Source organism: Cupriavidus sp. DB3, from assembly GCF_020418465.1.
Classification (GTDB): Bacteria; Pseudomonadota; Gammaproteobacteria; order Burkholderiales; family Burkholderiaceae; genus Cupriavidus; species Cupriavidus cauae.
Map to the genome: position 1 here is coordinate 845,224 of NZ_JAIZPL010000001.1, position 26,165 is coordinate 871,388.

General features: G+C 67.7%; 25 protein-coding genes. 15 read left to right on the plus strand and 10 right to left on the minus strand.

Annotated features, from left to right (window positions below; genetic code table 11):
- Positions 1-108: 108 nt before the first annotated feature.
- The 5 genes from atzF (at position 109) to K7G19_RS03655 (ending at position 5,555) form a co-directional block, all read left to right on the plus strand.
- Positions 109-1,806 (plus strand): allophanate hydrolase, encoded by a 1,698-nt coding sequence (gene atzF, locus K7G19_RS03635; RefSeq protein WP_226105832.1) that lies wholly within the window; start codon positions 109-111, stop codon positions 1,804-1,806.
- A gap of 113 nt (positions 1,807-1,919) precedes the next feature.
- On the plus strand, positions 1,920-2,951 hold the full coding sequence (locus K7G19_RS03640; protein ID WP_226106302.1) for an ABC transporter substrate-binding protein: 1,032 nt from the start codon (positions 1,920-1,922) through the stop codon (positions 2,949-2,951).
- A 5-nt stretch (positions 2,952-2,956) separates the two neighbouring features.
- On the plus strand, positions 2,957-3,793 hold the full coding sequence (locus K7G19_RS03645) for an ABC transporter permease (protein WP_226105834.1): 837 nt from the start codon (positions 2,957-2,959) through the stop codon (positions 3,791-3,793).
- Positions 3,790-4,611, plus strand: coding sequence for an ABC transporter ATP-binding protein (locus tag K7G19_RS03650; protein WP_226105836.1), 822 nt, complete (start codon positions 3,790-3,792; stop codon positions 4,609-4,611). The genes K7G19_RS03645 and K7G19_RS03650 overlap by 4 nt, the downstream gene beginning before the upstream one ends.
- Before the next feature lie 173 nt (positions 4,612-4,784).
- The gene (locus K7G19_RS03655) at positions 4,785-5,555 is read left to right on the plus strand and encodes a GntR family transcriptional regulator (protein WP_226105838.1); all 771 of its coding nucleotides are present in this window, start codon (positions 4,785-4,787) and stop codon (positions 5,553-5,555) included.
- A 195-nt stretch (positions 5,556-5,750) separates the two neighbouring features.
- On the opposite strand, the gene K7G19_RS03660 is transcribed toward K7G19_RS03655, so the two are convergent.
- From K7G19_RS03660 to K7G19_RS03670, 3 genes are all read right to left on the minus strand, one after another.
- Positions 5,751-6,785 (minus strand): tripartite tricarboxylate transporter substrate binding protein, encoded by a 1,035-nt coding sequence (locus K7G19_RS03660; protein ID WP_370639473.1) that lies wholly within the window; start codon positions 6,783-6,785, stop codon positions 5,751-5,753.
- A gap of 93 nt (positions 6,786-6,878) precedes the next feature.
- Entirely contained in the window at positions 6,879-8,030 is a 1,152-nt protein-coding gene (locus tag K7G19_RS03665; protein ID WP_226105840.1) for a CaiB/BaiF CoA-transferase family protein, read from the minus strand.
- 22 nt (positions 8,031-8,052) lie between these two features.
- A complete protein-coding gene (locus tag K7G19_RS03670; RefSeq protein ID WP_226105841.1) occupies positions 8,053-9,066 on the minus strand; it encodes a hydroxymethylglutaryl-CoA lyase in 1,014 nt (337 codons plus the stop codon).
- A 275-nt stretch (positions 9,067-9,341) separates the two neighbouring features.
- On the opposite strand from K7G19_RS03670, the gene K7G19_RS03675 reads away from it, so the two are divergent.
- Complete coding sequence (locus K7G19_RS03675; protein ID WP_149316036.1) at positions 9,342-10,067, plus strand: IclR family transcriptional regulator; 726 nt, start codon at positions 9,342-9,344, stop codon at positions 10,065-10,067.
- Here K7G19_RS03675 and K7G19_RS03680 read toward each other — a convergent pair.
- Positions 10,064-11,035: a CoA ester lyase gene (locus tag K7G19_RS03680; protein WP_226105842.1), complete on the minus strand. Its 972-nt coding sequence runs from the start codon at positions 11,033-11,035 to the stop codon at positions 10,064-10,066. The genes K7G19_RS03675 and K7G19_RS03680 overlap by 4 nt on opposite strands.
- A 214-nt stretch (positions 11,036-11,249) precedes the next feature.
- Here K7G19_RS03680 and K7G19_RS03685 point away from each other — a divergent pair, with 214 nt between their 5' ends.
- From K7G19_RS03685 to K7G19_RS03715, 7 genes are all read left to right on the plus strand, one after another.
- Positions 11,250-12,602 carry an MmgE/PrpD family protein gene (locus K7G19_RS03685; protein ID WP_226105843.1) on the plus strand — a complete coding sequence of 451 codons (1,353 nt, stop codon included), beginning with the start codon at positions 11,250-11,252 and terminating at the stop codon, positions 12,600-12,602.
- Positions 12,599-13,114: a MaoC family dehydratase gene (locus K7G19_RS03690; protein WP_226105844.1), complete on the plus strand. Its 516-nt coding sequence runs from the start codon at positions 12,599-12,601 to the stop codon at positions 13,112-13,114. Before K7G19_RS03685 ends, K7G19_RS03690 begins: the two co-directional genes overlap by 4 nt.
- Positions 13,111-14,355 carry an acyl-CoA dehydrogenase family protein gene (locus K7G19_RS03695; RefSeq protein WP_149316040.1) on the plus strand — a complete coding sequence of 415 codons (1,245 nt, stop codon included), beginning with the start codon at positions 13,111-13,113 and terminating at the stop codon, positions 14,353-14,355. The genes K7G19_RS03690 and K7G19_RS03695 overlap by 4 nt, the downstream gene beginning before the upstream one ends.
- A complete protein-coding gene (locus tag K7G19_RS03700) occupies positions 14,352-14,843 on the plus strand; it encodes a MaoC family dehydratase (RefSeq protein WP_150083850.1) in 492 nt (163 codons plus the stop codon). Before K7G19_RS03695 ends, K7G19_RS03700 begins: the two co-directional genes overlap by 4 nt.
- Before the next feature lie 13 nt (positions 14,844-14,856).
- A complete protein-coding gene (locus K7G19_RS03705; RefSeq protein WP_226106305.1) occupies positions 14,857-16,083 on the plus strand; it encodes a CaiB/BaiF CoA-transferase family protein in 1,227 nt (408 codons plus the stop codon).
- A 61-nt stretch (positions 16,084-16,144) separates the two neighbouring features.
- A complete protein-coding gene (locus tag K7G19_RS03710) occupies positions 16,145-17,068 on the plus strand; it encodes a CoA ester lyase (RefSeq protein WP_226105845.1) in 924 nt (307 codons plus the stop codon).
- A 69-nt stretch (positions 17,069-17,137) separates the two neighbouring features.
- Complete coding sequence (locus tag K7G19_RS03715) at positions 17,138-18,157, plus strand: tripartite tricarboxylate transporter substrate binding protein (protein WP_226105846.1); 1,020 nt, start codon at positions 17,138-17,140, stop codon at positions 18,155-18,157.
- A gap of 83 nt (positions 18,158-18,240) precedes the next feature.
- Here K7G19_RS03715 and K7G19_RS03720 read toward each other — a convergent pair whose 3' ends face one another.
- Entirely contained in the window at positions 18,241-18,882 is a 642-nt protein-coding gene (locus K7G19_RS03720) for an HD domain-containing protein (RefSeq protein ID WP_226105847.1), read from the minus strand.
- Positions 18,883-19,143: 261 nt separating this feature from the next.
- On the opposite strand from K7G19_RS03720, the gene K7G19_RS03725 reads away from it, so the two are divergent.
- Positions 19,144-20,100, plus strand: a complete 957-nt coding sequence (locus K7G19_RS03725) for a GlxA family transcriptional regulator (protein ID WP_226106307.1) — start codon at positions 19,144-19,146, stop codon at positions 20,098-20,100.
- A 21-nt stretch (positions 20,101-20,121) separates the two neighbouring features.
- Here the strand turns inward: K7G19_RS03725 and K7G19_RS03730 are convergent, their stop codons facing one another.
- Positions 20,122-20,919, minus strand: a complete 798-nt coding sequence (locus K7G19_RS03730) for an SDR family oxidoreductase (RefSeq protein ID WP_226105849.1) — start codon at positions 20,917-20,919, stop codon at positions 20,122-20,124.
- A gap of 171 nt (positions 20,920-21,090) precedes the next feature.
- Positions 21,091-21,672: a TetR/AcrR family transcriptional regulator gene (locus tag K7G19_RS03735; protein ID WP_226106308.1), complete on the minus strand. Its 582-nt coding sequence runs from the start codon at positions 21,670-21,672 to the stop codon at positions 21,091-21,093.
- A 184-nt stretch (positions 21,673-21,856) separates the two neighbouring features.
- Between K7G19_RS03735 and K7G19_RS03740 the strand changes: the two genes are divergently transcribed.
- On the plus strand, positions 21,857-23,092 hold the full coding sequence (locus K7G19_RS03740) for a YbfB/YjiJ family MFS transporter (protein ID WP_226105850.1): 1,236 nt from the start codon (positions 21,857-21,859) through the stop codon (positions 23,090-23,092).
- A gap of 7 nt (positions 23,093-23,099) precedes the next feature.
- On the opposite strand, the gene K7G19_RS03745 is transcribed toward K7G19_RS03740, so the two are convergent.
- Genes K7G19_RS03745 through K7G19_RS03755 form a run of 3 tightly spaced genes read right to left on the minus strand, consistent with a single transcriptional unit; the run spans position 23,100 to position 26,138 of the window.
- Entirely contained in the window at positions 23,100-23,960 is an 861-nt protein-coding gene (locus K7G19_RS03745) for an alpha/beta hydrolase (protein ID WP_226106310.1), read from the minus strand.
- A 28-nt stretch (positions 23,961-23,988) separates the two neighbouring features.
- Positions 23,989-25,515 carry a tetratricopeptide repeat protein gene (locus K7G19_RS03750; protein WP_226105851.1) on the minus strand — a complete coding sequence of 509 codons (1,527 nt, stop codon included), beginning with the start codon at positions 25,513-25,515 and terminating at the stop codon, positions 23,989-23,991.
- A gap of 14 nt (positions 25,516-25,529) precedes the next feature.
- The gene (locus K7G19_RS03755; RefSeq protein WP_226105852.1) at positions 25,530-26,138 is read right to left on the minus strand and encodes a TetR/AcrR family transcriptional regulator; all 609 of its coding nucleotides are present in this window, start codon (positions 26,136-26,138) and stop codon (positions 25,530-25,532) included.
- Positions 26,139-26,165: the final 27 nt, after the last annotated feature.

Consider the following 26,165-nt stretch of genomic DNA (forward strand, 5'->3'; position numbering starts at 1 on the left):
GTTCTCGGTTTGATCGCCGTCAGACTGTTCGCCGCGAGCCGGGACACTGCGGGGAGAGCTGGCATGGCGGTTGCATTCCATCTTGGATACAAGCTTGGATGCACCAAAATGCGACCTGCCGCTGCCGACCCTATTCTTCATGACGAGACGTCCCCCGCCTGGATCCGGCGCTTGGACATCGCGCTTGCCGGCGCGGCCGACGGGCCGTTGGCCGGCCTGTCGTTTGCGATCAAGGACAACATCGATCTGGCCGGCTACCCGACCACGGCGGCCTGCCCTGCGTTCGACCGGATGCCGCGCGACAGCGCGCCGGTGGTGCAGAGCCTGCTTGCGGCTGGTGCATCGCTGTATGGAAAGACCAATCTCGATCAGTTCGCTTGCGGGTTGAACGGCACGCGTTCGCCCTATGGCGCGGTGCCCAACGCCTTCGATGCGCGCTATGTGTCTGGAGGATCGAGCTCGGGTTCGGCCTATGTGGTGGCCACCGGTGAAGTCGATTTCGCGCTGGGCACCGATACCGCCGGCTCCGGCCGCGTGCCCGCGGGGCTGAACAATATCGTCGGGCTCAAGCCGAGCAAGGGTCTGATCAGCGCCCGCGGCGTACTGCCGGCAGCGCAGAGCGTCGACTGCGTGTCCATCTTCGCGCGCACGGTCGACACGGCATCCCGTGTACTGGCCGTTGCCCAGGGCTACGACGCGCTCGACCCGTACTCACGCGAACTGCAGCTTTGTCGCTGCCCCTTTCCGGCCACCTTCCGTTTTGGCGTCCCCAACACGCTCGAATTCTGCGGCGATGCGCTTGCCGAGCGCGAATTCACCGTCGCGATCGAACGGTTGCGCGAACTGGGCGGCGAGCCGGTGACGATCGACTACGCGCCGCTCGCCGAGGCCGCTGCCCTGCTCTACGACAGCGCGCTGGTGGCCGAGCGCTACGCGGCGATCCGCCGCTTCTTCGATGCGCACGAAGCCGACGTGTTCGAGCCGGTTCGCAGCATCGTTGCCAGCGGCCGCGACTACAGCGCGGCCGACGTGTTCGACGCGCAGACGCGATTGCGTGCGCTCGGGCAGCGCGCGGCAGCGATGTGGGAGCGCATCGACCTGCTGCTGGTGCCGACCGCACCGACCCACTACACGATCGCGCAGATGCGCGACGACCCGATCGCGCTGAACCGCCATCTCGGCGCCTATACCAATTTCGTCAATCTGCTCGACTACGCGGCCTTGTCGGTTCCCAGCAGCCTGCGCGCGGACGGCCTGCCCTTCGGCATCACGCTGATCGGCCCATGTGGCAGCGATCTGCGGCTGGCCGAGCTGGGGCAGCGCTATCACCACCGCAGCGGACTGACGCAGGGCGCGACCGGCCTGCCGTTGCCCACGCCCGGCTCGATCCCTGGGCTCACACCCGTGGGCCAGGACACCGTGCGGGTGGCCGTGGTGGGCGCGCACCTGAGCGGCATGCCGCTGAACCGCCAACTGACCGAGCGCCATGGGCGCCTGGTATCCGCGGCCATGACCGCCGCCGACTATCGGCTCTACGCGCTGCCGGACAGCACGCCGGCAAAGCCCGGGCTGTTGCGCGTCGCGCCCGGCACCGGGCACCGCATCGCGCTGGAAATCTGGGAGATGCCGATGCAGGACTATGGCTCATTCGTCGCGCTGATCCCTGCGCCGCTTGGCATCGGCCGCATCCGCCTCGACGACGGCAGCGAAGTGCAGGGCTTCCTGTGCGAGCCGTTCGCGCTGGCCGGTGCCACCGACATCAGCCACTTCGGCGGCTGGCGCGCCTATGTCGCGGCCAACGCCTGACGGAATCGTCTCTCGCACCAACCATCGAGCCCCGCGCACGCCGAACACTGCCCGTGCCTCACTACCGACCAGCGACCTCAACCTCCAGGAGCGATCTGATGCCCCGTGAATCCATGCCCTCCCGCGCTGCCCGCGCGTTGCCGGCTTTCGACACCGCAACGCCGCAGCGCGGCCGCCGCAGCGTGCTCAAGGCCGCCGCCGCGACCGCGCTCGGCGCCATCGCCGCACCCGCCATCGTGCGTGCGCAAAGCGCGCCGCCGATCCGCATCGGTTTCTGGCCGGTCGCCTCGGGCTTGCCTTTCTTCGCCGCAATCGACAAGGGCTATTTCAAGGAGGCCGGCCTGAATGTGCAGGCGCTGAAGTTCGCCAGCCCGCAGCAGGTCACCGAAGCCATCCTCGCCGGGCGCGCCGAGGGCAGCGCCAGTGGAACCGCGTCGGCCGCGCTGGCGATCGGCGAGATCGCCCAGCCGGGATTGGTCAAGATCTTCTGCGCCAACCCGAGCAATGCCAGGTACGTGCTCGACGAATTCCTGGTCGCCAAGGAGAGCCCGGTCCAGCGCATCGCCGAGCTGAAAGGCAGGAAGATCGGCTGCGGGCCCGGCGTGCAGAACGTGCTGATGGCCAGGACGGTGCTCGAGCGCGCCGGCGCGACCGGCGCCACGGTGGTCGAGTTGCCGATCGGCCAGCATGTGGCCGCGATTGCCGCGGGCCAGATCGAAGCGTGCTACACGCTGGAGCCGACCGGCACGATCGGCCGCCTCAATGGCGCGACCCGCACGCTGGAGGTCGGCGTGATCGCCAAATACCTGCTGGGCGATCCGATGGCACCCTGGTTCGGCGGATCGGCCAGCCTGTCCAGCGAATTCATCGCCAGGCATCCCGACGTCGCGCGCAAATACATCGCGGCCTATCGGCGCGGCGTCGAACTGGTGCAGAAGAACCTGCCCGAGGCGCGCCCATCGCTGAAGGGCTATACCGCCATCGACGGGGCGCTGACGGCCGAGGTGCCGATGGTCGACTACGTGTTCTCGACCGATTTCAAGCCCAGCGACGTGGCGTACTTCCAGAAGTATTTCGACCTGTTCGCCGAGAAGGGCATCTTCAGCAAGCGCGTACTGGTCGACTCGATGCTCTACAAAGGTTGATTGCCATGCCGGAAACGACCACGTCTTCGCCTGTCTCTCCGCCATGGGCCGCCGCGGCGGCGGCATCCACGCCCGCGTCGCCGAAGGCATCGCTGGGCAGCCGCCTGCTGCCCTTCCTGGGCCCGCTGGTGCTGTTCATCATCTGGGACCTGGCCGTGCGCGGCGGCTTCATCAAGGCCATCCTGCTGCCGCCGCCGTCCGACACCATCGCCACGCTGGTGTCGGGCCTGCTCGGCGGTCCGCTGCTGACCGACTTCCTGGTGACGGTCGCGCGCACGCTGCAGGCCTTCCTCGTGGCTGCGGTCGTCGGCATGCCGCTGGGCGTGGTGCTCGGCAGCAACGAGAAGGCCTATCGCAGCGTCGAGTTCCTGATCGACTTCTTCCGCTCGACGCCGTCGTCGGCACTGATCCCGCTATTCCTGCTGATCTTCGGCGTCTCGGACATCAACAAGGTGGCGATCGCCGCGTTCGGCGCACTGCTGATCGTGGTATTCAACAGCGCCTACGGCGTGATCAACGCGCGCAAGCAGCGCGTGGCGGCGGCGCAGGTGATGGGTGCCTCGCGCTGGCAGATCTTCAAGGACGTGCTGATCTGGGAAAGCCTGCAGCCGTCCTTCGTCGGCCTGCGCTCGGCGGTATCGATGGCGCTGGTGATCGTGATCGTCGCCGAGATGTTCATCGGCTCGGAGAACGGCCTTGGCCATCGCATCATCGACGCGCAGCAGGTTCTGAACGTCAAGAGCATGTACGCGGCGATCCTGGCCGCGGGCGCGCTCGGCTATGTATTGAACATCCTGTTTCTGGTGATCGAACGCCGGATCGTGCATTGGAGCGGCAGATGAGCGCAGTGATCAACGCCCCCGTTTTCGCGGATACGCCGAAGCCGGCCTTCCGTCCCGGCCCCGCCGGCACGCATATCACCATCCGTGGGCTGACCAAGTACTTCGCCGGCTGGCCGCTGTACGAGAATTTCGATCTCGATATCCCGAAGGGCAAGATCGTCTCGATCTTCGGTCCCAACGGATGCGGCAAGTCCACGCTGATCAACATGATTGCCGGGCTGGTGCCGATCGACGCCGGCGAAATCCTGTTCGACGGCAAGTCGCTGAAGGACACCAAGATCGGCTACGTGTTCCAGAACTACCGCGAGGCGCTGTTTCCGTGGATGCGGACCATCGACAATATCGCCTACCCGCTGAAGATGGCCGGGCAATCCAAGGCCGAGGTCGACCGCCGCATGGCCGAGCTGGTCGCCTCCTTCGACGTCAAGTTCGACCTGAACCGCTATCCGTATGAGCTGTCAGGCGGCCAGCAGCAGACCGCATCGATCATGCGCGCGCTGGCGCCGAAGCCCGAAGTGCTGTTCCTCGACGAACCCTTCTCGGCGCTGGATTTCGAGATGACGCTGTTCATCCGCGAGAAGCTGCAGGAGGTCTTCATGCAGACCGGCACCACCATGATGCTTGTCTCGCACGATCTCGAGGAAGCGGTCTACCTGGCCGACGAAGTGCTGCTGCTGACCAAACGCCCCACGCGGGTCGCGGAAATCCTGCACTACGGCGATGCGCGACCCCGCACGGTCGAGACGCTGTCGCAGCCCAGCTTCGTCGATACCAAGCGGCTCAGCATGGAAATCTTCCAGCGCGAGGTGCGGCGCTGAACTGCGCGCGGCGCCGGAACGGCCCGCCGCGCGGTATGCTTCGAAGCAGCAGAAGACGGAGACACCTTCTTTCCATGCAGACCCTCGGCAAGCAGGCACGCGCGACCACCATCAAGGCGGTCAAGACAACATCCAGGACGGCGCCCAAGACGGCGCCCACAAAGGCGGCGCCGATGACCGCCCGCCCTCGCACCGGGACGGCAACCCCAACGGGAACGGCCGACGCCGACGCCGGCCCGCGGCGCTTGGTCGCCGACCAGGTCTACGACGGACTGAAGCGCGACATCGGCCAGTTCCGGCTGCTGCCCGGCGACCGCTTCACCGAACTGGAGCTGTGCGCCCGGCTGGGCGTGTCGCGCACGCCGGTGCGCCAGGCGCTGGTGCGTCTGCAGCAGGAGGGCTATGTCGAGGTGATGTTCCGCAGCGGCTGGCGCGTGCTGCCGTTCGACTTCGACCGCTACGAGCAGCTCTACGACCTGCGCATGGTGCTGGAAACCACGGCGGCGCAGCGCCTGTGCACGGGGACTGCGGTGTACGGTGCCGCGGTTGATCGTTCCCGCATGGAGCAGTTGGCCGCGATCTGGCTGGTGGAGCCCGCGCGGCGCAGTACCGACGGCGTCCAGGTCCGGCAATGGGACGAGGAATTCCATTGCGCGCTGGTCGAAGCGGCCGGCAATGCGGAAATGGCGCGGATACACCGCGACATCACCGAGCGCATCCGCATGGTGCGCAGTCTCGATTTCACCAAGTCGTTCCGGATCGAGGCCACCTACGAAGAGCACGCGCAGATCCTGCGCGCGATCCTCGCCAAGCGCGCCGACCAGGCCACGATGCTGCTGCGCGCGCATATCGGCAGCAGCCAGGCGGAAGTGCGCAAGATCACGCTGCACCAACTGCATCTGGCCCGACATCAGGGAGGGACCTCGGGCGACGGTCGCAGCTGACGCCGCGAAGCGGGTGTTTTCCCTCGGCGTATCGCTCGGAACGCGTGCCGCACGCATGTCGGGCGCAAGTGCTCTGTCACACGAGCTTCTTCAGTCGGCTCTTGTAATCCGCGCCGCGGCGGACGTAATCGGGGGCGTTCGCGCGCAGATTGCGCACTTCCTCTTCGCTCAAATCCCGGGAAGCCCCGCGTGCCGCTATTCGACCGATACGTTGGCCTTCTTGACCAGCGTGGCATAGCGCGCCGCCTCGCTGGCGAAGAACGTTGCCGCCTGCGCCGGCGTGGTCGGCCGCGTGGCGGTCGCCTGCTTCTTCAGCGCCTCGACCACCTCGGGGCTGGTGAAGGCCCTGGCGAAGGCATCGTGCAGGCGCTGGACCTCGGCGGGCGGCAGGTTGGCCGGACCGACCAGCGCGAACCAGCCCTCGATGTCGTAGGCGGGCAAGCCTTGTTCGGCGATGGTCGGGATATCGGGCGCCGCCTGCGAACGGGTCGCGCCGCACAGGCCGATCGCGCGCAGCGTGCCGGCCTTCAGATGCGGGAGCGCGGCGTTCAGCGCGACCACGCCGAACTGAACCTGACCCGACAGCAGATCGGTGACCATCGGACCGGTGCCCTTGTAAGGAATATGGCGCGCCTTGACGCCGGCCTCCTCCAGGAACATCTGGCCGGCCAGATGAATCACGGTGCCGTTGCCCGACGAGGCGTAGTTGTATTCGTCCGGTTTGGCCTTCAGCAAGGCGACCAGCTCCTTGACGTTGCGCGCCGGCACCTTCGGGTTGACCACCAGCACCAGCGAGGTCGCGCCCAGCACGCTGATCGGCGTGATGTCCTTGATCGCATCGAACGGCATCGACTTGAAGACGCTCGGATTGATCGCGTGGTTGTTCGACACCATGCCAAGCGTGGTGCCGTCCGGCGCCGCCTTGACCACCGCGGCCGTACCGGTGATGCCGCCCGCGCCGGGCATGTTCTCGATCACGACCGGCTGGCCGAGGGCCTTGCCCAGCGCCGGCGCGGCGGTGCGCACGATCGCATCGACACCGGAACCCGCGCTGATCGGCAGGATCAGCCGGATCGGCTTGCCGGAACCCGGCTGCGCCTGCGCGTTCCGAAGGGGATACAGCGCCGGCACGCCGAGCATGCCGAGCGTGACGGCGGCCGCGGCCAGTTTGATCACGTTGCGACGGATCGGCAGCGAGGGCGCGATGGCGCGCGAGCGGGGCGAATGCATGATGTTGTCTCCGGATGGGTAGTGTCCGGCCGCTGTGCCGCGGCCTGTTCGGGCTTGCCGGGTGCAGATCGCGCGCCGGCCGTCCCGGTGCTGTCAGCGCGCGCCCTTGCCCAGGCGCGCCAGGATTTCGTCGTTGTGCTCGCCGGCCTTCGGCAAGGGACTGCGTACGCCGGGGCGGCGGCCGCCCATCAGCAGCGGCAGCAGCACGGCCGGCGCCGTCGAGCCGTCTTCGGCCTGCATCGGCACCAGTCCCCCGCTCTCCTTCAGATGCACGTCGTCGAGCAGCTGATCGGGGCGTACGATCGGCGCGTACGGAATGCCGGCCGCCTCGAGCTTCGGCGCCAGCTCGGCGACGCGGTGATGCCGCAGGATGCCGCCGAGCTGCTCCAGCAACCGCGGCCGCACCGCGACGCGCGAGGCATTGCTGGCGTACTCTGGCACGTCGAGCAGGTCGGGCCGCTCCAGCACCCTGCACAGCGTGACGAACTGCTTGTCGCTAACCGCGCCGATGAACAGTTGCTCGTCGTCGGCCAGCGTGAAGACGTCGTAGACGCTCCAGGCCGATACGCGCGAGGGCATCGGCGGCGGCGCCTCGCCCGTCATCGCGTACTGCTGCATGTGCTGCGAGGCGAGGAACACGCAGTTCTCGAACAGCGCGCTCTGGATCTCCTGGCCGCGGCCGGTGCGATCGCGCTCGCGCAGCGCGGCCAGCACGCCGATCGCGCCGAACATGCCGCCCATGATGTCGTTGACCGAGGTGCCGGCGCGCAAGGGCCGCCCCTTTGGCCCGGTCATGTACGACAGCCCGCCCATCATCTGCACCACCTCGTCGAGCGCCAGCCGGTTCTCGTACGGCCCCGGCAGGAAGCCCTTGTGCGAGACATAGATCAGCCGCGGACAGGTCTTCGACAGCGTGTCGTAGTCCAGGCCGAGCTTGCGCATCAGGCCGGGACGGAAGTTCTCCAGCAGCACGTCGCACTGCCCGGCCAGTTCCGCCGCGGTGGCACGGCCTTCGTCGGTGGTGATGTCCAGCACCACGCTCTTCTTGTTGCGGTTGAAGGCGCGGAAAAAGCCGATGCCCAGGCCGGGCAGGTTGCGCGTCTTGTCGCCGCCGGGCGGTTCGACCTTGATGACCTCGGCACCGAGATCGGCCAGGATCATGCCGCAGGTCGGGCCCATGACCATATGGGTGAACTCGACCACGCGGATGCCGGCGAGCGGGAGGGATTCGTTGGTTTGCGTCATGGTATGACCCAATCGTTGGCGATCAGGCTGGAAAAGCCGGGGTAGCGGCCGTGCCGCAGGGGCTCGGCGCGGCAAGGCCGGTATCGGCGTCAGGGCCGATGCCGGGGAATGTCCTGGGCAGGCCGGCGCGCCACAGCGTGCCGTGCAGGGTCTCGCCGGCGAGCCAGCCCGCCACCCGCTCGCGCAGGCGCAGCAGCGCGCCGATATCGAGGCCGGTATCGATGCCCATGCTGCCCAGCATATAGGCCAGGTCTTCGGACGCGACATTGCCGCTCGCGCCCGGCGCATGCGGGCAGCCGCCGATGCCGCCGAGGCAGGCGTCGAAGCGGTTCACGCCGGCCTGCATCGCGGCGTAGACGTTGGCCAGCCCCAATCCGCGGGTATCGTGGAAATGCCCGCACCAGAAGCGGTCGCCGGCGATCGCGACGGCGCGTTCGAACAGCGCGGCCACCTGCGCGGGATCGGCATAGCCGACCGTATCGGCAAGGCTGACGCGGTCCGCCCCGGCATCGAGCAGCGCCCGCATCAGGCGCAATACCTCGTCGGCCTCGACATGGCCCTGGATCGTGCAGCCGAACGCCGTGCCGACGCCGCCTTCGATCAGCGTGCTGGCACCGGCCGCGTCGCGCGCCGCGCGCATGCGGGCCACCTCGGCCACCACTTCGTCGGGAGTCTTGCGCAGGTTCGCCAGGCTGTGCGCATGGCTGGCCGACAGCGGCACCAGCATCAGGTCGGCGCCGTGGGCCAGCGCGAGCTCGGCACCACGCAGATTCGGCACGAGCACCGAGCAGAACAGTCCCGGCAGCGTCCGGGCGAAGGCCAGCAGCTCGGCCGTATCGGCCAATTGTGGCAGCAGCCGCGCCGGCACGAAGGAGCCGATCTCGATTTCGCGCTGGCCGGCGTCGTAGGCGGCACGGATCCATTCGCGCTTGTGTTCGGTCGGCACGATGGTCTGCACGCTCTGCAGCCCGTCGCGCAGGCCGACCTCGCGGACCACGACACGGCTGGGCAGGGAGGGAAATTGGCAGGCTTTCATGGCTCTGGCTGGCTTTCGCGGATGCGGGCCGGGAGATCGGCGATCTCGTGCGGCCGGGTGGGAGCAATGTATGCCATTCCCGAATTGGGCTACAGCGATGATTCGTGCACGTTTCGATTCCATATCGGAAAGCCTTGGCGAGGCGACCCATGGGAGGCCGTGCTACCGGAACGTCGTGGGCGGGGGCGCTACGGCCGACGTACCATACGGCAGTTCGGCAAATTCGACCGGCGGCGCGACCGCCCGGCAAGGGGAGACAGGCTGTGGATGCAGGCATGGTGAAATCGGCGAACCGCGTCTTCGATCTGCTCGAGCTGTTCGAGCGCGAGCGGCGGCCGCTGCGGGTGGGCGAAATCGTCGAGAAGCTGGGGATACCGCAATCGAGCGCGTCGATGCTGGTGCGCACGCTGGTAGGCCGGGGCTATATGGAATTCGATGCGCAGGCGCGCACCTTCTGCCCTTCCGTGCGGGTGTCCTTCCTTTGCGACTGGACCACGCGCAAGCATGGCACCAGCGCGACCGTCCACGATGCCATGCGACGGCTGTCGGCGGACACCGGCGAGACCGTGCTGCTGGGACGCCAGAACGGCATCATGCTGCAGTACCTGTCGGTCATCGAATCGCCCCACGCGCTGCGGCTGACCGCCGTCTCCGGCGCGATGCGCCCGATGCATCTGACCGCGATCGGCATCATGCTGATGAGCCGGATGAACGACGACGAGGTGGGCCGCCTGCTGCGCCGCTATAACGCCGAGCACAAGAGCGCATGGCCGCCGGCGCGGCTGGCCGATACCATGCGCGCCGTCCGGCAGGCGCGCGAGCAGGGTTACTACGAATCGGCCAATCTCGCCACGCCCGGCGCCGGCGTCCTGGCCACGCTGCTGGCAACACCGATCCGTGGACAATGGCTGGGCATCGGTACCGGCGGGCCCGTGGCGCGGCTGCATGCGCGCCGCAAGCAGTTGCTGCCCGCGGTGCTGGCCGTCGCGCGAAACTGCTAGACCTTCGCCGCGTTCGCTGCATTCGCTGCATTCGCAGCGTTCGGAGCGTTCGCGGCAGTCGCAGCCGCCCCGCCCCGCCGCTGCTCCGCCTGCACGATTGCGCGGTGGCGAGCCAGCAGCCGCAGCGCCTGTTCCAGATGCAGCCGTTCGACCATCCTGCCATCGAGATTGATCACCCCCGCGTCTGCGTTCTCGCTCGCCGCGAAGGCGGCGGCGATCCGCTCGGCTTCCGCGACCTGCTGTGCCGACGGTGCGAATGCCGTGTTGGCGGCGTCGATCTGCGACGGGTGGATCAGCGTCTTGCCGTCGAAGGCCATCCGCACCGATTGGGTCAGTTCCGCGGCATAGCCGGCCTGGTCGCCGAAGTCGTTCCAGACGCCATCGAGAATGTCGACGCCGTAGCGTTTCGCTGCCAGCACGGCCTGCATCAGCCAGGGCATCAGATAGCGACGCTCCTCGCCGGCAAATACACCGGTGTCCTTGGCCAGATCGTTGGTGCCGATCACCAGGCAATCGAGGCGCGGTGTCGCCGCACGCCCGGCCGCGACGATCGCGTCGAGCCGATGGATGGCCTGCGGCGTCTCGACCATCGCCCATAGCGTCGGCGGTTTCTCCCACGCCAGCGCCGCGCAGGCGCGGGCGAATGCCACGACATCGCTGTCGTCGCCGACCTTCGGCAGCAACACCGCGTCGAAGCGCGCGCCGGCGGCGAGCATCAGGTCCTGCGCGAACTCGGCGGTGCCCAATGCATTGACGCGCAGCACGATCTCCTGGCCCGCAGATCGCCGCGCCGACAGCGCTTGCCCAAGCTGCGCCCGCGCGGCGCTCTTCATTGCGGGCGACACCGCATCTTCCAGGTCAAACACGATCGCATCGCATGGCAGGGTCGCCGCCTTGTCGATGGCGCGGGCGTTGGCCGCGGGAACGTAGAGCACCGAGCGGCGCAGGCGGAGGGAATCGTCGGTCATGGTCTCGATATCGAAGTGGTTGGCGGACAGGCGGTGGGGGACCGCGCGACATGCAGTCTGCCCTTCGGCCCCGCGCCCCGCCATCACATCCATGATGATTCGCGCCCTTCGTCATCCATCACATATGTGATGCCCGCCGATGCCGCGCGGGCCGATACTGCCTCCACCCGCAACAACCGTCGCCCGCCACACCGGGCGCATCGAACAGGTGGACATGGAACGATCCGAGCAGGCGGCACCCGGCTATACCGGCGCGATGGTGCAGTGGATCAGCACGGTCGACGACACGGCGATCGGGCCGGCCGCCCTGCTGTGGGCGCGCCACGCGCTGCTGGACTGGCTGGCGGTGGCGATCGCCGCCAACGGCGAGCCGCTGGTCACGATGCTGACTGCCGAACATGGCGGCGACTCGACCGCGCCCTGCACCTTGCTGGGCGGCACCCGCGCACACGTCGCCGACGCCGCGCTGATCAATGGCGCGGCCGGCCACGCGCTCGACTTCGACGACGTCGCCTCGGCGATGCGCGGCCACCCCACCGTCCCGGTCGCGCCCGCCGCGCTGGCCGTCGCCGAGCTGGAACGCGCCGGCGGCATCGATCTGCTGCGCGCGCTCGTGATCGGTCATGAGGTGGAATCGCGCATCGGCGAGCGGATTGGCGACGCGCAGTACCGCTTCGGCCTGCATCCGACCGGCACCACCGGCGCGATCGGCGCGGCGGCGGCGTGCGCGCGGCTGATGCGGCTGGACCCGGATCGCAGCGCGCACGCGCTCGGCCTGGCGGCCACGCAGGCGGCCGGCCTCAAATGCATGTTCGGCACGATGGCCAAGCCGCTGCACGCCGGCAAGGCCGCGATGCATGGCGTGATGGCGGCCCGGCTGGCGGCGCGCGGCTTCACCGCCAACACCGCGGCGCTCGAATGCGCGCAGGGATTTGCCGCCACGCAGGCGCCGGATGGCGATCCGCTGCCCGCCCGGTTCGAGCCGCGAAACACCATGGCGATCGAGAAGACGCTGTTCAAGTACCACGCGTCCTGCTACCTGACCCACTCCACGCTGGAGGCCGTGGCGCAGGCGCGCCGCAAGCATGGCATCGGCCTGGACGATATGGAGACGATGGCCATTCTGGTGTCCGGTCCCCATCGCGGCGTGTGCGACATCGCGCAGCCGCGCACCGGCCTGGAGATCAAGTTCGCGATCCAGCATCTTGCGGTGATGGCGCTCGATGGCGTGTCCACCGCCTCGCTGGACAGTTACACCGACCGGCAGGCCACCGATCCGCGCCTGGCGCGGGCCCGCGAACGCGTCGTGCTGCGCACCGATCAGGGCGGCGACCGCAACGCCGCCGTGGTCGAGATCCACACCCGCGATGGCCGCACCGTGCGTGAGAGCGCCAATGTCGCCGTGCCCGCCACCGATCTCGATCGGCAATGGCAGCAATTGCTGGCCAAGGCCGAGGCCATCGTCACGCCGGTGCTCGGCGGTGCGCGCTTCGGCCGCCTGGTCGATGCGGTGCAAGCGCTGGACCGGCTCCCTTCCCTTGACCCCCTGTTCGAGGCAATCCGATGACATCGCTGGACACCGCTTCCGTGGACCCCACCGTGGCCCGGCTCAAGGCCGAGGCGACGCTGCGCGTTCGCGGCAACCGCTACGAGGACTTCGAGCCCGGCCGCGCCTTCACCCATCACTGGGGCCGCACCGTCAGCGAGGCCGACAACACGCTGTTCTCGGTGCTGACGCTGCACTACAACCCGCAATACACCAATGCGGCAATGGCGGAGGCCGCCGGCCATCGGCGCATTCCGGTCAATCCGCTGCTGGTGTTCAACACCGTCTTCGGCCTGTCGGTCGAGGACCTGTCGGAAGGCGGCGGTCCGTTTCTTGGCGTCGACGAGCTCAGCTTCGTGGAGCCCGTCTATCCCGGCGACACGCTGTACGCCAGCTCCGAGGTGGTGTCGCGCCGGCTCGCCAGCAATCGCCCCGGCTACGGCATCGTGACCTGGCACACGCGCGGCACCAACCAGCGCGGCGAAGCGGTGATCGCGTTCAAACGTTCGAATCTTGTGAGGACCAGGGCATGACCATATCGGCAGACGGCAAGGGCTACATGACGGAAGAGCGCCAGATGATCCGCGAGGCGGCGCGCGAGTTCACCATGAAGGAGGTGCTGCCCGTCGCCAATGCCCTCGACGGCCCCGACGCCGAGATCCCGATGGATCTGCGCGACAAGATGGCCGAGATGGGGTATTTCGGCATCACGATTCCCGAGCAGTACGGCGGCCTGGGCCTCGGCATCTTCGAGTACTGCCTGATTTGCGAGCAGCTGTCGCGCGGCTGGATGTCGGTCGCCTCGATCGTCGCGCGCGCGCAGGGCGGCTGGATCATGAAGGCGATGCCCGAGGACATGCGGCAGGCCTATCTGCCGCGCGTGGTGCGCGGCGAATTCCTGAACGCCAGCGCGCTGTCGGAGCCCGACACCGGCTCGGACCTGGCCTCGATCTCGTGCCGCGCCGAGCGCGACGGCGACGAATGGGTGCTGACCGGCAACAAGTACTGGTGCACCTTCGCCGATGGAGCCGACTACCTGATCCTGTTCGCGCGCACCTCGCCGCCGCCGAGTCCCGACAAGCGCTGGGAAGGGATTTCCTGCTTCATGATCGAGAAGGAACGCGGCAGCTTTCCGCCGGGCATGACCGGCTCGCCGATTCCCAAGATCGGCTATTTCGGCTGGAAGACCTTCGAGCTGGCACTCGATGGCGTGCGCGTCCCCGCCCGCAACCTGATGGGCGGCGAAGGCAAGGCCTTCCTGCTGATGGCCAAGGGCCTGGAAGGCGCCCGCGCGCATACCGCGGCCCGTGCGATCGGACTGGCCCAGGGCGCGCTCGAGGACGCGATCGCCTACTCGCTGGAGCGCCGCCAGTTCGGCATGCCGATCGCCGAATATCAGGCGATCCGCTTCAAGATCGCCACGATGGCCACCGAAATCGAGGCCGCGCGCCAGCTGCTGTACTACGTCTGCAGCGAGATCGACAGCGGCCGCCGTTGCGACAAGGAGGCGTCGATGGTCAAGTACTTCGCGTCGGAGATGGCCGAACGCGTGACCTCGACCGCGCTGCAGATCTTCGGCGGCGCAGGCTATACCAAGCTGTTCCCGGTCGAGCGCTACTGGCGCGACGCGCGGCTGACCAAGATCTTCGAGGGCACCTCGGAAATCCAGCAGCGCATCATCGCCAACAGCCTGCTGGGACGTTCGGAGGTCGAAGCGATGATTGCCAGCCGGGCCTTCGACCAGCGCCAGGGCGCCGGGAGGGCAACGGCATGAAGACGCATGCGCTGACCAGCCACGACGGCTACTTCGAGGATTTCTCGCCCGGCATGCTGATCCGCCATGCGCGCGGCAAGACGGTGACCGAGATGGACAACGTGCTGCTGACCAATATGGTGATGAACACCGCCGAGGGCCATTTCAACGAGGACGCCATGCGGCGCGCGGCAAACGGCATCTTTTCGCAGCGGGTGGTATTCGGCGGCATCAATCTGTCGATGGTGCTGGGCCTTGCCGCGCAGGACACCGCGGAGCAATGCCTGCGCGAAATCGGCCTGGACAAGATCCGGCTGTCGCATCCGGTCTTCCATGGCGACACGCTGTACGCCTACTCCGAGGTGCTGGCGGTAGAAGACGCGCCCGACCGCGCGGATGCCGGCCTCGTCCGCTTCCGCCACTACGGCATCAACCAGCACGACAAGCTGTGCGTGCAGGCCGAACGCACGGTGCTGCTCAAGCGCAAGAGCCATTGGGGTGAACGATGACCAGGGGCGAGCGATGAGCGGCGACGAGCGCCCCGCCGGCGCGCTCGACGGCCTGGTCGTGCTCGACCTGACCCAGATGCTGGCCGGGCCGTATGCGTCGATGATGCTGGCCGACCAGGGCGCGCGGGTCATCAAGATCGAGCCGCCGGGCGGCGATCTGACGCGGCGCAACGGTCCGCATCTGGATGGCGCGCTGCGCCTGGAGCAGCGCGGATACGGCGCCTACTTCGGCTCGATCAACCGCAACAAGGAATCGGTGGAGCTGGACCTGAAGCAGCCCGCCGGGCGCGAGGCGCTGCTGCGGCTGGCACGCCAGGCCGACGTGCTGGTCGAGAACTACCGCGTCGGCGTGATGGACCGCCTCGGGCTGGGCTACGAGACGCTGGCCGCCGCGAACCCGCGGCTCGTCTACGCCACGCTGCGGGGCTTCGGCGATCCGCGCAGCGGCGCCAGCCCCTACGCCGACTGGCCGGCCTATGACCCGGTCGCGCAGGCCATGGGCGGCATCATGGGCATCACCGGCGCCCGCCGCGGCGGCCCGCCCACCAAGATCGGCCCGGGCGTCGGCGATATCGTGCCGGCGATGTTCCTGGCGTACGGCATCGCGGCGGCCTGCTGGCGCGCACAGCGTACCGGCCAGGGGCAGTTCGTCGACGTGGCGATGGTCGACGCGGTGCTCGCGGTCTGCGAGCGGCTGGTGTTCCAGTATGGCGTGACGGGCAACGCGCCGGGGCCGGAAGGCAACGGCCACCCGCTGCTGTGCCCGTTCGGACTGTTTCCCGCCGCCGACGGCTACGTCAGCCTGGGCGTGCCGAACGACCGCTTCTGGGCCCTGCTGGTCGCGCGCATGCAGCGGCCCGAGCTGCAGCACGATCCCCGCTTTGCCAGCAACGACGCCCGTGTCGCGCATCGCGAAGAGGTGGACGAGCTCGTCTCCGCCTGGACCCGGCGCTTCACGAAGCAGGAACTGGCGCGCGAACTCGGCGGCGAGATCCCGTTCGGTCCGGTGTTCGATGCCCGCGACATCTTCGCCGACCCGCATTTCCGCGTGCGCGACATGCTGGTCGAGGTCGAGCAGCCGGGCGCGGCCCGGCCGTTGACGGTCGCCGGCACGCCGGTGCGAATGAGCGCGACGCCGGGCGCGGTGCGCCGCCGCGCCCCGATGGTCGGCGAGCACACCGAACGGACGCTGGCCGACTTCGGCTTCACCGCGACCGAGATTGCCGCGCTGCGGCCCTGACAAACCGGATCGCCATGGTTAGCCTGGCGACAGCGCATACCACCAAGGAGCAAACACAGCGATGCAAAGGGATGCACAACAACGACCGCGGCGGCTGCGCCGCTGCCAGCTTTCGGTGCCGGGCTCGAGCGAGAAGATGATGAGCAAGGCCGCCGCGATGGACGTCGACTTCGTCTTCCTCGATCTCGAGGATGCCGTCGCGCCGGCCGAGAAGCGGCCCGCGCGGGCAAAGATCGTCGACGCGCTGAACGGGCTCGACTGGGGCCGGACCACCCGCTGCGTGCGCGTCAACGACCTGACCACCGAATACGCCTACGAGGACATCATCGAAGTGGTCGAGGGCGCGGGTGCCAACCTCGACGTCATCATGCTGCCCAAGGCGATGAGCGCCGCCGACGTGCAGTTCGTCGACAAGCTGCTGACGATGATGGAGATCAAGCTCAAGCTGCCGCATCGGATCGGCATCGACGTGCTGATCGAAGAGGTCGAGGCCATGATGAACGTGGAAGCGATCGCGGCGTCCACGCCCCGGCTCGAATGCCTGATCTTCGGCATGGGCGACTACTCGGCCAGCCAGGGCGTGTCGGTGCGGGATATCGGCGGCAGCGGCGGCTATCCGGGCGATATCTGGCACTACCAGCGGCACCGTCTGACCATCGCCGCGCGCGCCAACCGGCTCGACGCGGTCGACGGCCCCTTCGCCGATTTCCGCGACCCGGACGTCTATGTTCAGGAAGCCCGGCGCGCGATGATCCTCGGCATGGTCGGCAAGTGGGCGATCCACCCGTCGCAGGTCGAACTTGCACAGCAGGTGTTCTCGCCCTCGCCCGACGATGTCGCCCGCGCGCGCGACATGATGCGCGCCTACGATGCCGCGCTCGCACAGGGCCTGGGTGCCGTCCAGTACGACGGCAAGATGATCGACATCGCGTCGATCCGCATCGTGCGCAATCTGGTGGAACGGGCCGCGCTGATCGGCATGTAGCGGTCGCGGCGGCGCGGACCGCGGCCGCGGCTCACCGCCGGGCAGTGATAACAACGACACGGAGACGATATGAAGGCTGAGATCCCACCCCCATGGCTGGTAGACGGCCGGCGCCGTCGCTTGTTGCGCGCCGGCGCGGCGCTCGCGGTGCTGCCGTGGCCGTTCGCGTCCGCGCGCGCCGCCAACTGGCCAACCCGGCCGATCCGCATCATCGCGGCGCAGGCGCCAGGTTCGTCGAACGACAGTACGGCCCGCGCCTTCGCCGAGTATTTCACCAGCGTGCTGAAGGTGCCCGTGGTCGTCGAGAACAAGCCCGGCGGCGTCGGCATGATCGCCGCCGAGACGGTCGCGCGCAGCGAGCCCGACGGCTACACGCTGCTGTTCACGCTGCACAGCCAGCTCGCGCAGGCGCCGGTGCTGCTGCGCAAGCCGCCGATCGATCCGTCGCGCGACCTGGTGCCGATCGCCGCGGTCAGCACCGGCGTGGGCGTGATGGTCGCCAACAAGAACCTGCCCGCCAACAACTTCAAGGAAGTGCTGGCGCTGTCCCGCAAGCGGCCGGTCTCGGTCGGCAACTACGGCGTAGGCTCGGGCTGGCAGCTGATGGTGGCCCAGCTGAAGAAGGAGACCGGCGCCCAGCTCGACATCATCAACTACAAGGGCACGGGAGCGATGATGGGCGACCTGCTGGCCGGCCATATCGACGTCGGCGCGGGCTCGCTGCTCGGCATGTCGGGCGGTCTGCAGTCCGGTGGCCTCAAGCCGATCCTGATCATCTCCGGCCCGCGCAGCGACCGGCTGCCCGGCATCCCGACCTGGGCAGACGAGGGCTTCAACAGCCCGGTGTTCCGCAACCTGACCGAATGCAACATGCTGCTGGGACCGGCCGGGCTGCCACCGGAGATCGGCGCGCGGCTGGCCGATCTGGTGACGAAATCGATCACCGAGTCCGAGCAGGTCAAGATGGTCCGGCAACAACTCGGCAGCCAGGACACGCCGTTGACCGGCGATGCCCTGCGCCAGTTCATCGGCCGCGTCTGGCCGACCTACCAGGCCGCCACCAAGGCGATCGGGCTGACGCTGCAATGACGCAGGGAGCGGCGTGCCTGTTGGGGTAAGGCACGCCCGTATGCCGTATCGCAGACCGTCCGGCGCCATGGCACGGCCTTGGCTCAGGTCGGCCAGGCCGACCCCAGGATGATGCTGCAGAAGTTCAGGCGCTGATAGTTCGGATCCTTCAGCGCCAGCACATCGGCCTTGACGTTGCCGAAGGTCGTCAGCGGCTTGCGCCGCGTGCCCTCGGCGAAATGGTCGATGATGCTTTCCTTGAAGTTGTGCTCGCGCGGATGATGCCGGCAGACGTGGTCGCGCTGCTCGCCGGTGAAGTCGTGATAGCACAGTCCCAGCACGTCCATCTCGACGCCCGCCGTGACCAGCGCCACCGTCGGGCGCATATGTTCGGGAACGCCCGGCGTCGTATGCAGCGCGATCGCGGCCCAGACATCGTCGATATCCTGCTCGGCAATGCCATAGCCCTTCAGGAAGTCGCGCGCCGCGTTGGCGCCGTCCACCTCGAAGCGCAGATTGTCGCTGGCATAGCGCTGCGTCAACCCCATATCGTGGAACATCGCGCCGATATAGAGCAGCTCGGGGTCGTAGGCCAGCGCCTTGCGCTCGCCGGTCAGCGCGCCCCAGAAGAACACGCGGCGGCTGTGGTGGTACAGCAGGTCGTCCTCGGTGTCGCGCACCAGCTGGGTCGCGGCGCGTGCCATCGCGCTGTCGGGTACGCGAATGCCGGCAATGATTTCGGCCATCTTGATTGCTCCTGAAGGATCGGCATGGCGGGCATCGGCAAGGCGCACGATGCGGTCGCCATCGCAAGAGTGAGAAGGGAACTGCCAGCCGGGGCCGCCGCCGTCCTGGGTCGTCCTTGGTCGCCTTCGGTCGCCACAGCGGTCCCGGTCTCGCGCTTTCATTCTGGTCTGCGCCGTGTTTGACTACAATGACGCCATTCCGTCAGATCCGGACATCGTGACGGCGCTTGAAGACAGCCGCAGGAAACCCATCCCATGAGCGTGACCACCGTAGCCATCCTGATGCTCGACGGCGTACAGGCGCTGGACGTCGCCGGGCCGGTCGACGTCTTCGCCGAGGCCAATGCCTTTATCGGCCGCAAGGACCGCTATGAAACGGTGCTGGTGGGCAGGACGCGCAAGCCGCTGCGCGCGTCGAACGGCATGCAGCTGATGCCGGACCTGTCGCTGGGCGACGAAGCGCCCCGCTTCGATATCGTGCTGGTGGCCGGCGGCCCCGGGCTGCCGACCGCGCCGGCGGATGCCGCGGTGTCGAAGTGGCTGCGTACCGCGGCGTCGCGCGCGCGGCTGCATGGGTCCGTCTGTACCGGCGCCTTTGTGCTGGGTCATGCCGGCCTGCTGGACGGTCGCACGGTGACGACCCATTGGCAGAATGCCGCCCACCTCGCGGAGCGCTTTCCCGCCGCCACGGTCGAGTACGACCGCATCTATCTGCGCGACGGCAAGCTGGTCACCTCGGCTGGCGTCACCGCCGGAATCGACCTGGCGTTGGCCATGGTGCGGGAAGACCATGGCGCCGCGGTGGCGCTGGCGGTGGCCAAGCGGCTGGTGGTGGTGGCGCAGCGCCAGGGCGGCCAGTCGCAGTTCAGCCCGTATCTGGCCGCGGCGCCGACCCAGGCCGACTCACCGGTGGCACGCGCGCAGGCCTATGTGATGGCGAATATCGGTGCCAGGCTGACGCTCGACGCGTTGGCTGCCGAGGTCGGCATGAGCGGACGCAATCTGGTCCGCCTGTTCGTCGCGGATACCGGCATGACGCCGCACGCGTTCATCGAGCGGGCGCGCATCGATATCGCGCGCAATCTGCTGGAAGGCAGCGCCCTGCCGTTGAAATCGATCGCCTACAAGTGCGGCTTCGTGACGGTCGACCGCATGCGCGTGCTGTTCCAGCAGCGGCTGGGGATCTCGCCGGCGCAGTATCGCGCCAACTTCCGCTAGCGCCGGCGAGATCGTCGCGCATCAGATCACGCCGCCGTTCGCGCGCAGCGTCTGCCCGTTGATCCAGGCGCCATCGGGACCGGCCAGGAAGGCCACCGCATTGGCGATGTCCTCGGGCTGGCCAAGCCGCTCGAGCGGCGCCAGCTTGGCCAGCCGCTCGATGAGCTCCTGCGGCTTGCCGTCGAGGAACAGCGCGGTCGCGGTGGGACCGGGCGCCACCGTGTTGACGGTGATATTGCGGCCGCGCAATTCCTTGGTCAGCACGTGCGTCATCGCTTCGACGCCGGCCTTGGTGGCCGCATAGATGCCGTAGGTGGGCTGATACAGGCCAACCACGCTCGACGACAGATTGATGATCCGCCCCCCGTTGCGCAGGCGCCGCGACGCCTCGCGCAGCGTGTTGAAGGTGCCCTTCAGGTTGATGGCGACCTGGCTGTCGAACAGGGCGTCGTCGCTGTCGGCCAGCGTGGCCAGACGCATGACGCCGGCGTTATTGACCAGCACATCGACGCCGCCGAAGGCGGTCTCCGCCGCGTCGAACATGCGCCGGACCGCGGCGCTGTCGCAGACGTCGGCCTGCGCGGTGATGGCGCGCCCGCCAGCCTGCTCGATCTGCCCCGCCAGCGCCTCCGCCTCACGGGCGCTGCCGGCATAGTTGATGACGACGGTGAAGCCGTCGCGGGCCAGGCGCTGCGCGATCGCGGCGCCGATGCCGCGCGAGGCGCCGGTCACGATGGCGACCCGGCTTGCGGTGCGGTCGTTGGTGCCTTCGTTGGTGCCTTCGTTGGTGCGGTGGCTGGTGCGTTCGTCGGTGCTCATGTCAGTTCTCCGTTGGAAGGTCGCGGAAAGAAGGGAATGCTTGCGACATGGGAGAACTATGCGCGGCGGCGCCAAAAAGATCATCGCCCCGGCATTGCCAGGACTGTTGGCCGGTCTTGAACAATGGTGCCGCCCTGGCAATCGGGCTGGCGCGTCGATTCGGCTGACCCGCTATGCAGCGCCAAGCAGCACTGCGACCAGATTGTCCGCCGCCGCGCGCAAGCGCTTCTCGTCCTGATAGACCCGTTCGACCACCACCAACCCCCGCGTGAAGGTGACGATCAGCCGGGCCGCCTGCCGCGGCGGCAGCGCGAGCTGCGACGGTTCGCCTTCGCGTGACAAGCGCTCGACCAGCACCTGCTCGATATCGTCGAGCAAGGCCTTCAGCGCCGTGCGCAACGGCCCGTCCAGATCTTCGGTGCCCACTGCGGTCTTGGTGCTGAGGCAGCCGCGGGTCGGCATCCCGGTCGTCATCGAAGCAATGACGCAACCGAAAAAGCTGCGCAGCGCGTCGCGCAGCCTGGGCTTGTCCAGCGCCTCGCGCATCTGGCTAACGAAGCGCTCGCGATAGACGTCGAACACGCGCAGGAACAGCGTCTCCTTGTCGCCATAGGCGTTGTACAGCGAGCCGCGCTGCACCCCGGTGGCCTCGGCCAACTCCTGCATCGAGGTCGCCGCATAGCCCTTCTGCCAGAACAGCGCCAGCGCCTTGTCCAGCGCGAGGCTTTCATCGAATTGGCGAACGCCAGCCATCTGTTTCTCCGAATGCCGGGGCGCCAAATGCCCCTGGAAGACATGCTGCCATTTAAGCGCATGATTGACACCTCCGTCAATCTTGACTATGTTGTCAAACATGACATGAGTGTCAAACATGACACGTCCATCGCGTTGTCGCTGGACGTTGGCCTCCCTCCGCCCTCCCTCAACAACCCAACGAATGACCAAGCCATCCCCCACCTTCACGCCGGCACAGCTGGACCGCGCGCTGGTCTGGCGCTATATCTTTGCCGGCCTGTGCGCCAGCCTCGACAGCATCGGGCTGGCGCGTTTCGCCTTCACGCCGCTGATTCCCGAACTGATCCAGGCGCACTGGTTTCCGGCGTCCAGCGTGATCTATCTGGGCGCCGCCAATCTGGCCGGCTACGTCTGCGGCGCGTTGATCGGCCGCACCGTGGGTGCGCGGCTCGGCAACGAACGCACGCTGCGGCTGATGATGGTGTGGATCACCGCGGCCTTCCTCGCGTGCGCCGTACCGCTGTCGTTCGGCTGGTATTTCTCGTGGCGCTTCATGTCGGGCGTGGCGGGCGGCGTGGTCATGGTGCTGGTCGCCGGCACCATCCTGCCGCACGTGCCCCCGGCGCGCAAAGGCGCCGCGGGCGGCGCTATCTTCCTCGGTCTGGGGCTTGGCATTGCGGGATCGGGCACCCTGATTCCGCTGCTGCTGCAACTGGGCCTGGCCCAGACCTGGATCGGCCTGGGCATTCTGTCGGCGCTGCTGACCGCCGCCAGCTGGTTCGCGTGGCCGCCGCGGCAACTGGATCTCACCCACACGATTCCGGCGAAAGCGGTGTCAGTCGCGACGCCGCGTTTTGGCGGCGCCGTCTGGATGCTGTACCTGCAGTACGCGCTGATGGCCACGGCGGCCGTGGCGCCGATGGTCTTTCTGGTGGACTTCATCGCCCGCGGCCTGGGCGCCGGCACGCATCTGGGCGCGGTGTTCTGGGCGATCTACGGCCTGGGCGCCATCGCCGGCCCGCCGCTGTACGGATTCCTTGCCGATCGCCTCGGCGCCAGCCCGAGCATCCGGCTGGTCTCGCTAGTGCTGGCGATCGTGCTGGCCGCTGTCTACATCACCGACAATCTGCTGGTGCTGGGCGCCCTGACCGTTGTCATCGGCACCTTCGCGCCCGGCATGGTGCCGTTGGCGCTGGCCCGTGTGCACGAACTCGTGCCGGAGCATGCGCCACGGCAGAACATCGCCTGGAGCCGCACCAGCATCCTGTCGGCCGCGGCGATGGCGGTCGCGGGTTACGCCTATTCCGCGCTGTTCAATGCGAGCGGGGGATCGCACCGGCTGCTGTTCCTGACCGCCGCGGCGCTGCTCGTCGTGGCATTGCTGGCGGACCTCTGCTTCCCGGCCAGGGCGAGGGATGCGCAGATGGCCCGCTCCTGACCGCCGCTTACGCTGTCGCCTCGATCATCGCCAGCACGGCCGACGCCAGCTCGCTTTGGGCATCGCCGAGGGGTTCCAGCGCGTCGAAATGGTGGCCGTGCGGTTGCTCGACGATGCTGACGGGCACGCCGCGTTGCCGGAGCAGCGCGGCATATTCCGCCTGCTGGCGGTGATATTCATCGGACTCATCGCCGCCCACGGTGAGGATCATCGGCAGCATGGTGGTGGGCGGATGGTGCATCGGGCTGTAGGCGGCGACGTCCGCCTCCGTCAGCCCCACCACCTTGTTGAGATAGCACAGCCGGATCGGCTCCAGATCGTAGAGCCCGCTGATCGAGCAGCCGCCCTTCAACACGTCGGCCGGCAGGCCGACATCCTCCCATCGCGTGCCAGCCAGCATGCCGACCAGTTGGCCTCCCGCCGAATGGCCGGAGACAAAAATGCGATTGGCGTCGAAGCCCAGCACGCGCGCATTCCGGTGCAACCACACCACGGCACTGCGGTTGTCGCGCACGATCTCGGCCATCGTCACGTCCGGTGCGAGCCGGTAGTTCAGCATCGCCACATCGATGCCGCGCGCGAGATACGGGGCGGCCAGATGGCTGGAGTCGGACTTGTCCAGCGCCTGCCAATAGCCGCCGTGAATGAAGATCAGCAGCGGCCGGCCCGGTCCACCAGCGGGGAAATAGTCCAGCGTCTGCTTCGGATCGCTGCCATATGCGAGGTGTTCCTCGACCGCGTGCGCCTGCCGGAAGGCCGCGGCATCCGCCGCCCACCGCGCCAGGATGGCCGGATGCTGCGGCACTGCGGCCCGGTTGTTGTACTGCTTGTCCAGCGATTCCTGATCCAGGTTGCGAAACACGGGCATGGGGCGAACCTCCGTATTGTTGTTCCAGTCACGGTTTCGCTTTCCGAACCGCGGACAAGGCATCAGCGACAAGCGCGACGACGCCGGACCAGTCGGTGTCGCCCACCTCCTGCCGAAAGAGCCTGACGGCGCCCGGATACCAGATCGATATCGGTCCTTCGCACGTCCAGCGCCAATCGGTTGCAACGTTGGCAAGCAATATCCAGGTGGGCTTGCCAAGCGCTGCGGCCAGATGCACCACGGCCGTATCGACTCCCACGACCAGATCCAGCCGGGAAATGATACCGGCCATGTCGGCAAAGTCGGCCGCCCGATTTCCCAGGTTCAGGATGAAGCGGTCACCGATCTCCGACCGCAGCTGGTCTCCGTCAGCCTCCTTCTGCAGGCTGACGAAGGTGACACCGCCGATTCCCCATAGTGGCTCGAGCGTCCTCAGGCTCGGCAGAGACCTGACATGGTCGTTCTCGTTCCTGGGATTCCCTCTCCATACCAGTCCCACACGAAGGCGCCTCTTTGGAAAGAAGCGCTCCCATTTCGATGCCGCCGTCGCGGGCGCGAAGAGATATGGCAACTCCGATGGAATCGACCCGGGCCCGCTTTTCAGATTGAGCGGGATGCTCCAGATATAGGTCCAGAAATCATGCCGCGGGCAGGCGGACGGATTGAATCGTTCGCGCGGAACTAGTGCGTCGACTTCGGGCATCAAAGAGAACAATGCCAGGGTCGCGGCATCACACACCAGCGTAACGTGCCTGGCACCGGATTCCTTGATCTTCCTGACATAGCGCACCAGCTGAATCTGATCGCCGTAGCCTTGCTCGGGCCAGATCAGCAGCAATGCCCCCGCCAGCGACTCGCCTCGCCACTGCGGAAACGGTAGCCCGGGCGAGCTGGAGAATGCTTCCTGCAAACTTGCCTCGCAACGAGCCTCGAATAGCGGAAGCCCTTCTGGCCAATTGTTCCGGTAAAGCAGCAGGTTGCCAAGGTTGAGCCGGTACGAGGCATTGTGCGGATCCAGTGCCAGTGCACGCCGATGCGCGATGTCTGCTTCGTCGAAGCGGCGTAGATCCTTCAGCACCAGTCCAAGGACATTCCAGGCCTGATGGTTGTCGGCCGCGATCTCGATCGCTTGCGATATCGCGTGCCGGGCCTCGTCGAGACGCCTGGCCGATCGCAACTGCAGGCCAAGATTGAGCAGTGCCTGCCCATGACCCGGTGTCGTGGCAACAGCGTGCCGGAACCACCGCTCGGCCTCGTCTTGCCGCCCCATCTTGCGATACAGCACGCCGAGATTGTTGCTGATGTCAGCGGACCCGGGCGCCGCCTGGCTTCCACGGCGCAGCGCCGCCTCGGCGGCCTTGTCATCGCCAAGCGCCATGTAGCAAACGCCCGCCAGGTTCAGCAATTCGGCGTGATCAGGGTGCCGATCCAGAAGCGTTTGCGCGGCTTGAAGCGCGTTGGCAATTCGTCCCGACAGATAACAGTCCCTGACAGCCGCAATGTCGCCACTTCCGCCGCCATTCACGGTATCCCTGTTCGAGTCGATTCCTTCCATGGCCGATGGGCGCATCAAACAGGCTCCCCGACGATCCGGCGCACCAGATCGCAGACCATCGGCACCAGCCCCTCCAGCCGCGCCGGCCCTGTTCCCTCGATGCGCTCGAGCACCAGTTCGTGCACCGCGCCGACCAGGGCCAGTGCGCTCTCGTAGGGCAGGCGCTGCCGGCGCCGCTGGTCCGTGCCGACGGTGCGCTGGATGAATTCGGCCAGTTCGCGGTGGATCTGCCGGCGTACCGCCAGGCCGGGGCCGCCCAAGCTCAGGATTTCGATGAACAGCGTGCGCAGCAGCGCGGGGTTGCCCGCCATATAGCCGAGATAGGCGCGCATCGCGCCTTCGACCTGGGCGGTCCACGGCTGGCGCGGGTCGATCGCGTCGCGCAGCACCTGCAGCGCATGCCGGCTCGCGCTGACGTACAGCGCCATCAGGCAATCGGCCTTGGAATCGAAATGCTCGTAGAAGGTCCGGCGCGAGACGTTGGCCTCGGCGACGATATCGGCGATGGTGACCTCCCCATAGCCTTTGCGCGCGACGGCGCCGGCCATGCCTTCGAGCAGGCGGCGTCGATGTTCGCTGCGGCCCGGCGCGGTGCCGGCGGTCAGGATGGCGGGTGCGTGCATGGGCGGCTCGTGGTCGGTCGCTCGTGG

Bases quoted from the DNA above. Each gene is read 5' to 3' on its own strand.
- K7G19_RS03675 (WP_149316036.1), top strand. From the start codon at position 9,342: ATGGTGAAATCGGCGAACCGCGTCTTCGATCTGCTCGAGCTGTTCGAG.
- K7G19_RS03710 (WP_226105845.1), top strand. From the start codon at position 16,145: ATGCAAAGGGATGCACAACAACGACCGCGGCGGCTGCGCCGCTGCCAG.
- K7G19_RS03680 (WP_226105842.1), bottom strand. From the start codon at position 11,035: ATGACCGACGATTCCCTCCGCCTGCGCCGCTCGGTGCTCTACGTTCCC.
- K7G19_RS03755 (WP_226105852.1), bottom strand. From the start codon at position 26,138: ATGCACGCACCCGCCATCCTGACCGCCGGCACCGCGCCGGGCCGCAGC.
- K7G19_RS03700 (WP_150083850.1), top strand. From the start codon at position 14,352: ATGAAGACGCATGCGCTGACCAGCCACGACGGCTACTTCGAGGATTTC.
- K7G19_RS03705 (WP_226106305.1), top strand. From the start codon at position 14,857: ATGAGCGGCGACGAGCGCCCCGCCGGCGCGCTCGACGGCCTGGTCGTG.
- K7G19_RS03740 (WP_226105850.1), top strand. From the start codon at position 21,857: ATGACCAAGCCATCCCCCACCTTCACGCCGGCACAGCTGGACCGCGCG.
- K7G19_RS03690 (WP_226105844.1), top strand. From the start codon at position 12,599: ATGACATCGCTGGACACCGCTTCCGTGGACCCCACCGTGGCCCGGCTC.
- K7G19_RS03730 (WP_226105849.1), bottom strand. From the start codon at position 20,919: ATGAGCACCGACGAACGCACCAGCCACCGCACCAACGAAGGCACCAAC.
- K7G19_RS03750 (WP_226105851.1), bottom strand. From the start codon at position 25,515: ATGGAAGGAATCGACTCGAACAGGGATACCGTGAATGGCGGCGGAAGT.
- K7G19_RS03640 (WP_226106302.1), top strand. From the start codon at position 1,920: ATGCCCTCCCGCGCTGCCCGCGCGTTGCCGGCTTTCGACACCGCAACG.
- K7G19_RS03720 (WP_226105847.1), bottom strand. From the start codon at position 18,882: ATGGCCGAAATCATTGCCGGCATTCGCGTACCCGACAGCGCGATGGCA.
- K7G19_RS03745 (WP_226106310.1), bottom strand. From the start codon at position 23,960: ATGCCCGTGTTTCGCAACCTGGATCAGGAATCGCTGGACAAGCAGTAC.
- K7G19_RS03660 (WP_370639473.1), bottom strand. From the start codon at position 6,785: ATGCATTCGCCCCGCTCGCGCGCCATCGCGCCCTCGCTGCCGATCCGT.
- K7G19_RS03645 (WP_226105834.1), top strand. From the start codon at position 2,957: ATGCCGGAAACGACCACGTCTTCGCCTGTCTCTCCGCCATGGGCCGCC.
- K7G19_RS03655 (WP_226105838.1), top strand. From the start codon at position 4,785: ATGACCGCCCGCCCTCGCACCGGGACGGCAACCCCAACGGGAACGGCC.
- K7G19_RS03665 (WP_226105840.1), bottom strand. From the start codon at position 8,030: ATGACGCAAACCAACGAATCCCTCCCGCTCGCCGGCATCCGCGTGGTC.
- K7G19_RS03735 (WP_226106308.1), bottom strand. From the start codon at position 21,672: ATGGCTGGCGTTCGCCAATTCGATGAAAGCCTCGCGCTGGACAAGGCG.
- K7G19_RS03695 (WP_149316040.1), top strand. From the start codon at position 13,111: ATGACCATATCGGCAGACGGCAAGGGCTACATGACGGAAGAGCGCCAG.
- K7G19_RS03715 (WP_226105846.1), top strand. From the start codon at position 17,138: ATGAAGGCTGAGATCCCACCCCCATGGCTGGTAGACGGCCGGCGCCGT.
- K7G19_RS03670 (WP_226105841.1), bottom strand. From the start codon at position 9,066: ATGAAAGCCTGCCAATTTCCCTCCCTGCCCAGCCGTGTCGTGGTCCGC.
- K7G19_RS03650 (WP_226105836.1), top strand. From the start codon at position 3,790: ATGAGCGCAGTGATCAACGCCCCCGTTTTCGCGGATACGCCGAAGCCG.
- atzF (WP_226105832.1), top strand. From the start codon at position 109: ATGCGACCTGCCGCTGCCGACCCTATTCTTCATGACGAGACGTCCCCC.
- K7G19_RS03685 (WP_226105843.1), top strand. From the start codon at position 11,250: ATGGAACGATCCGAGCAGGCGGCACCCGGCTATACCGGCGCGATGGTG.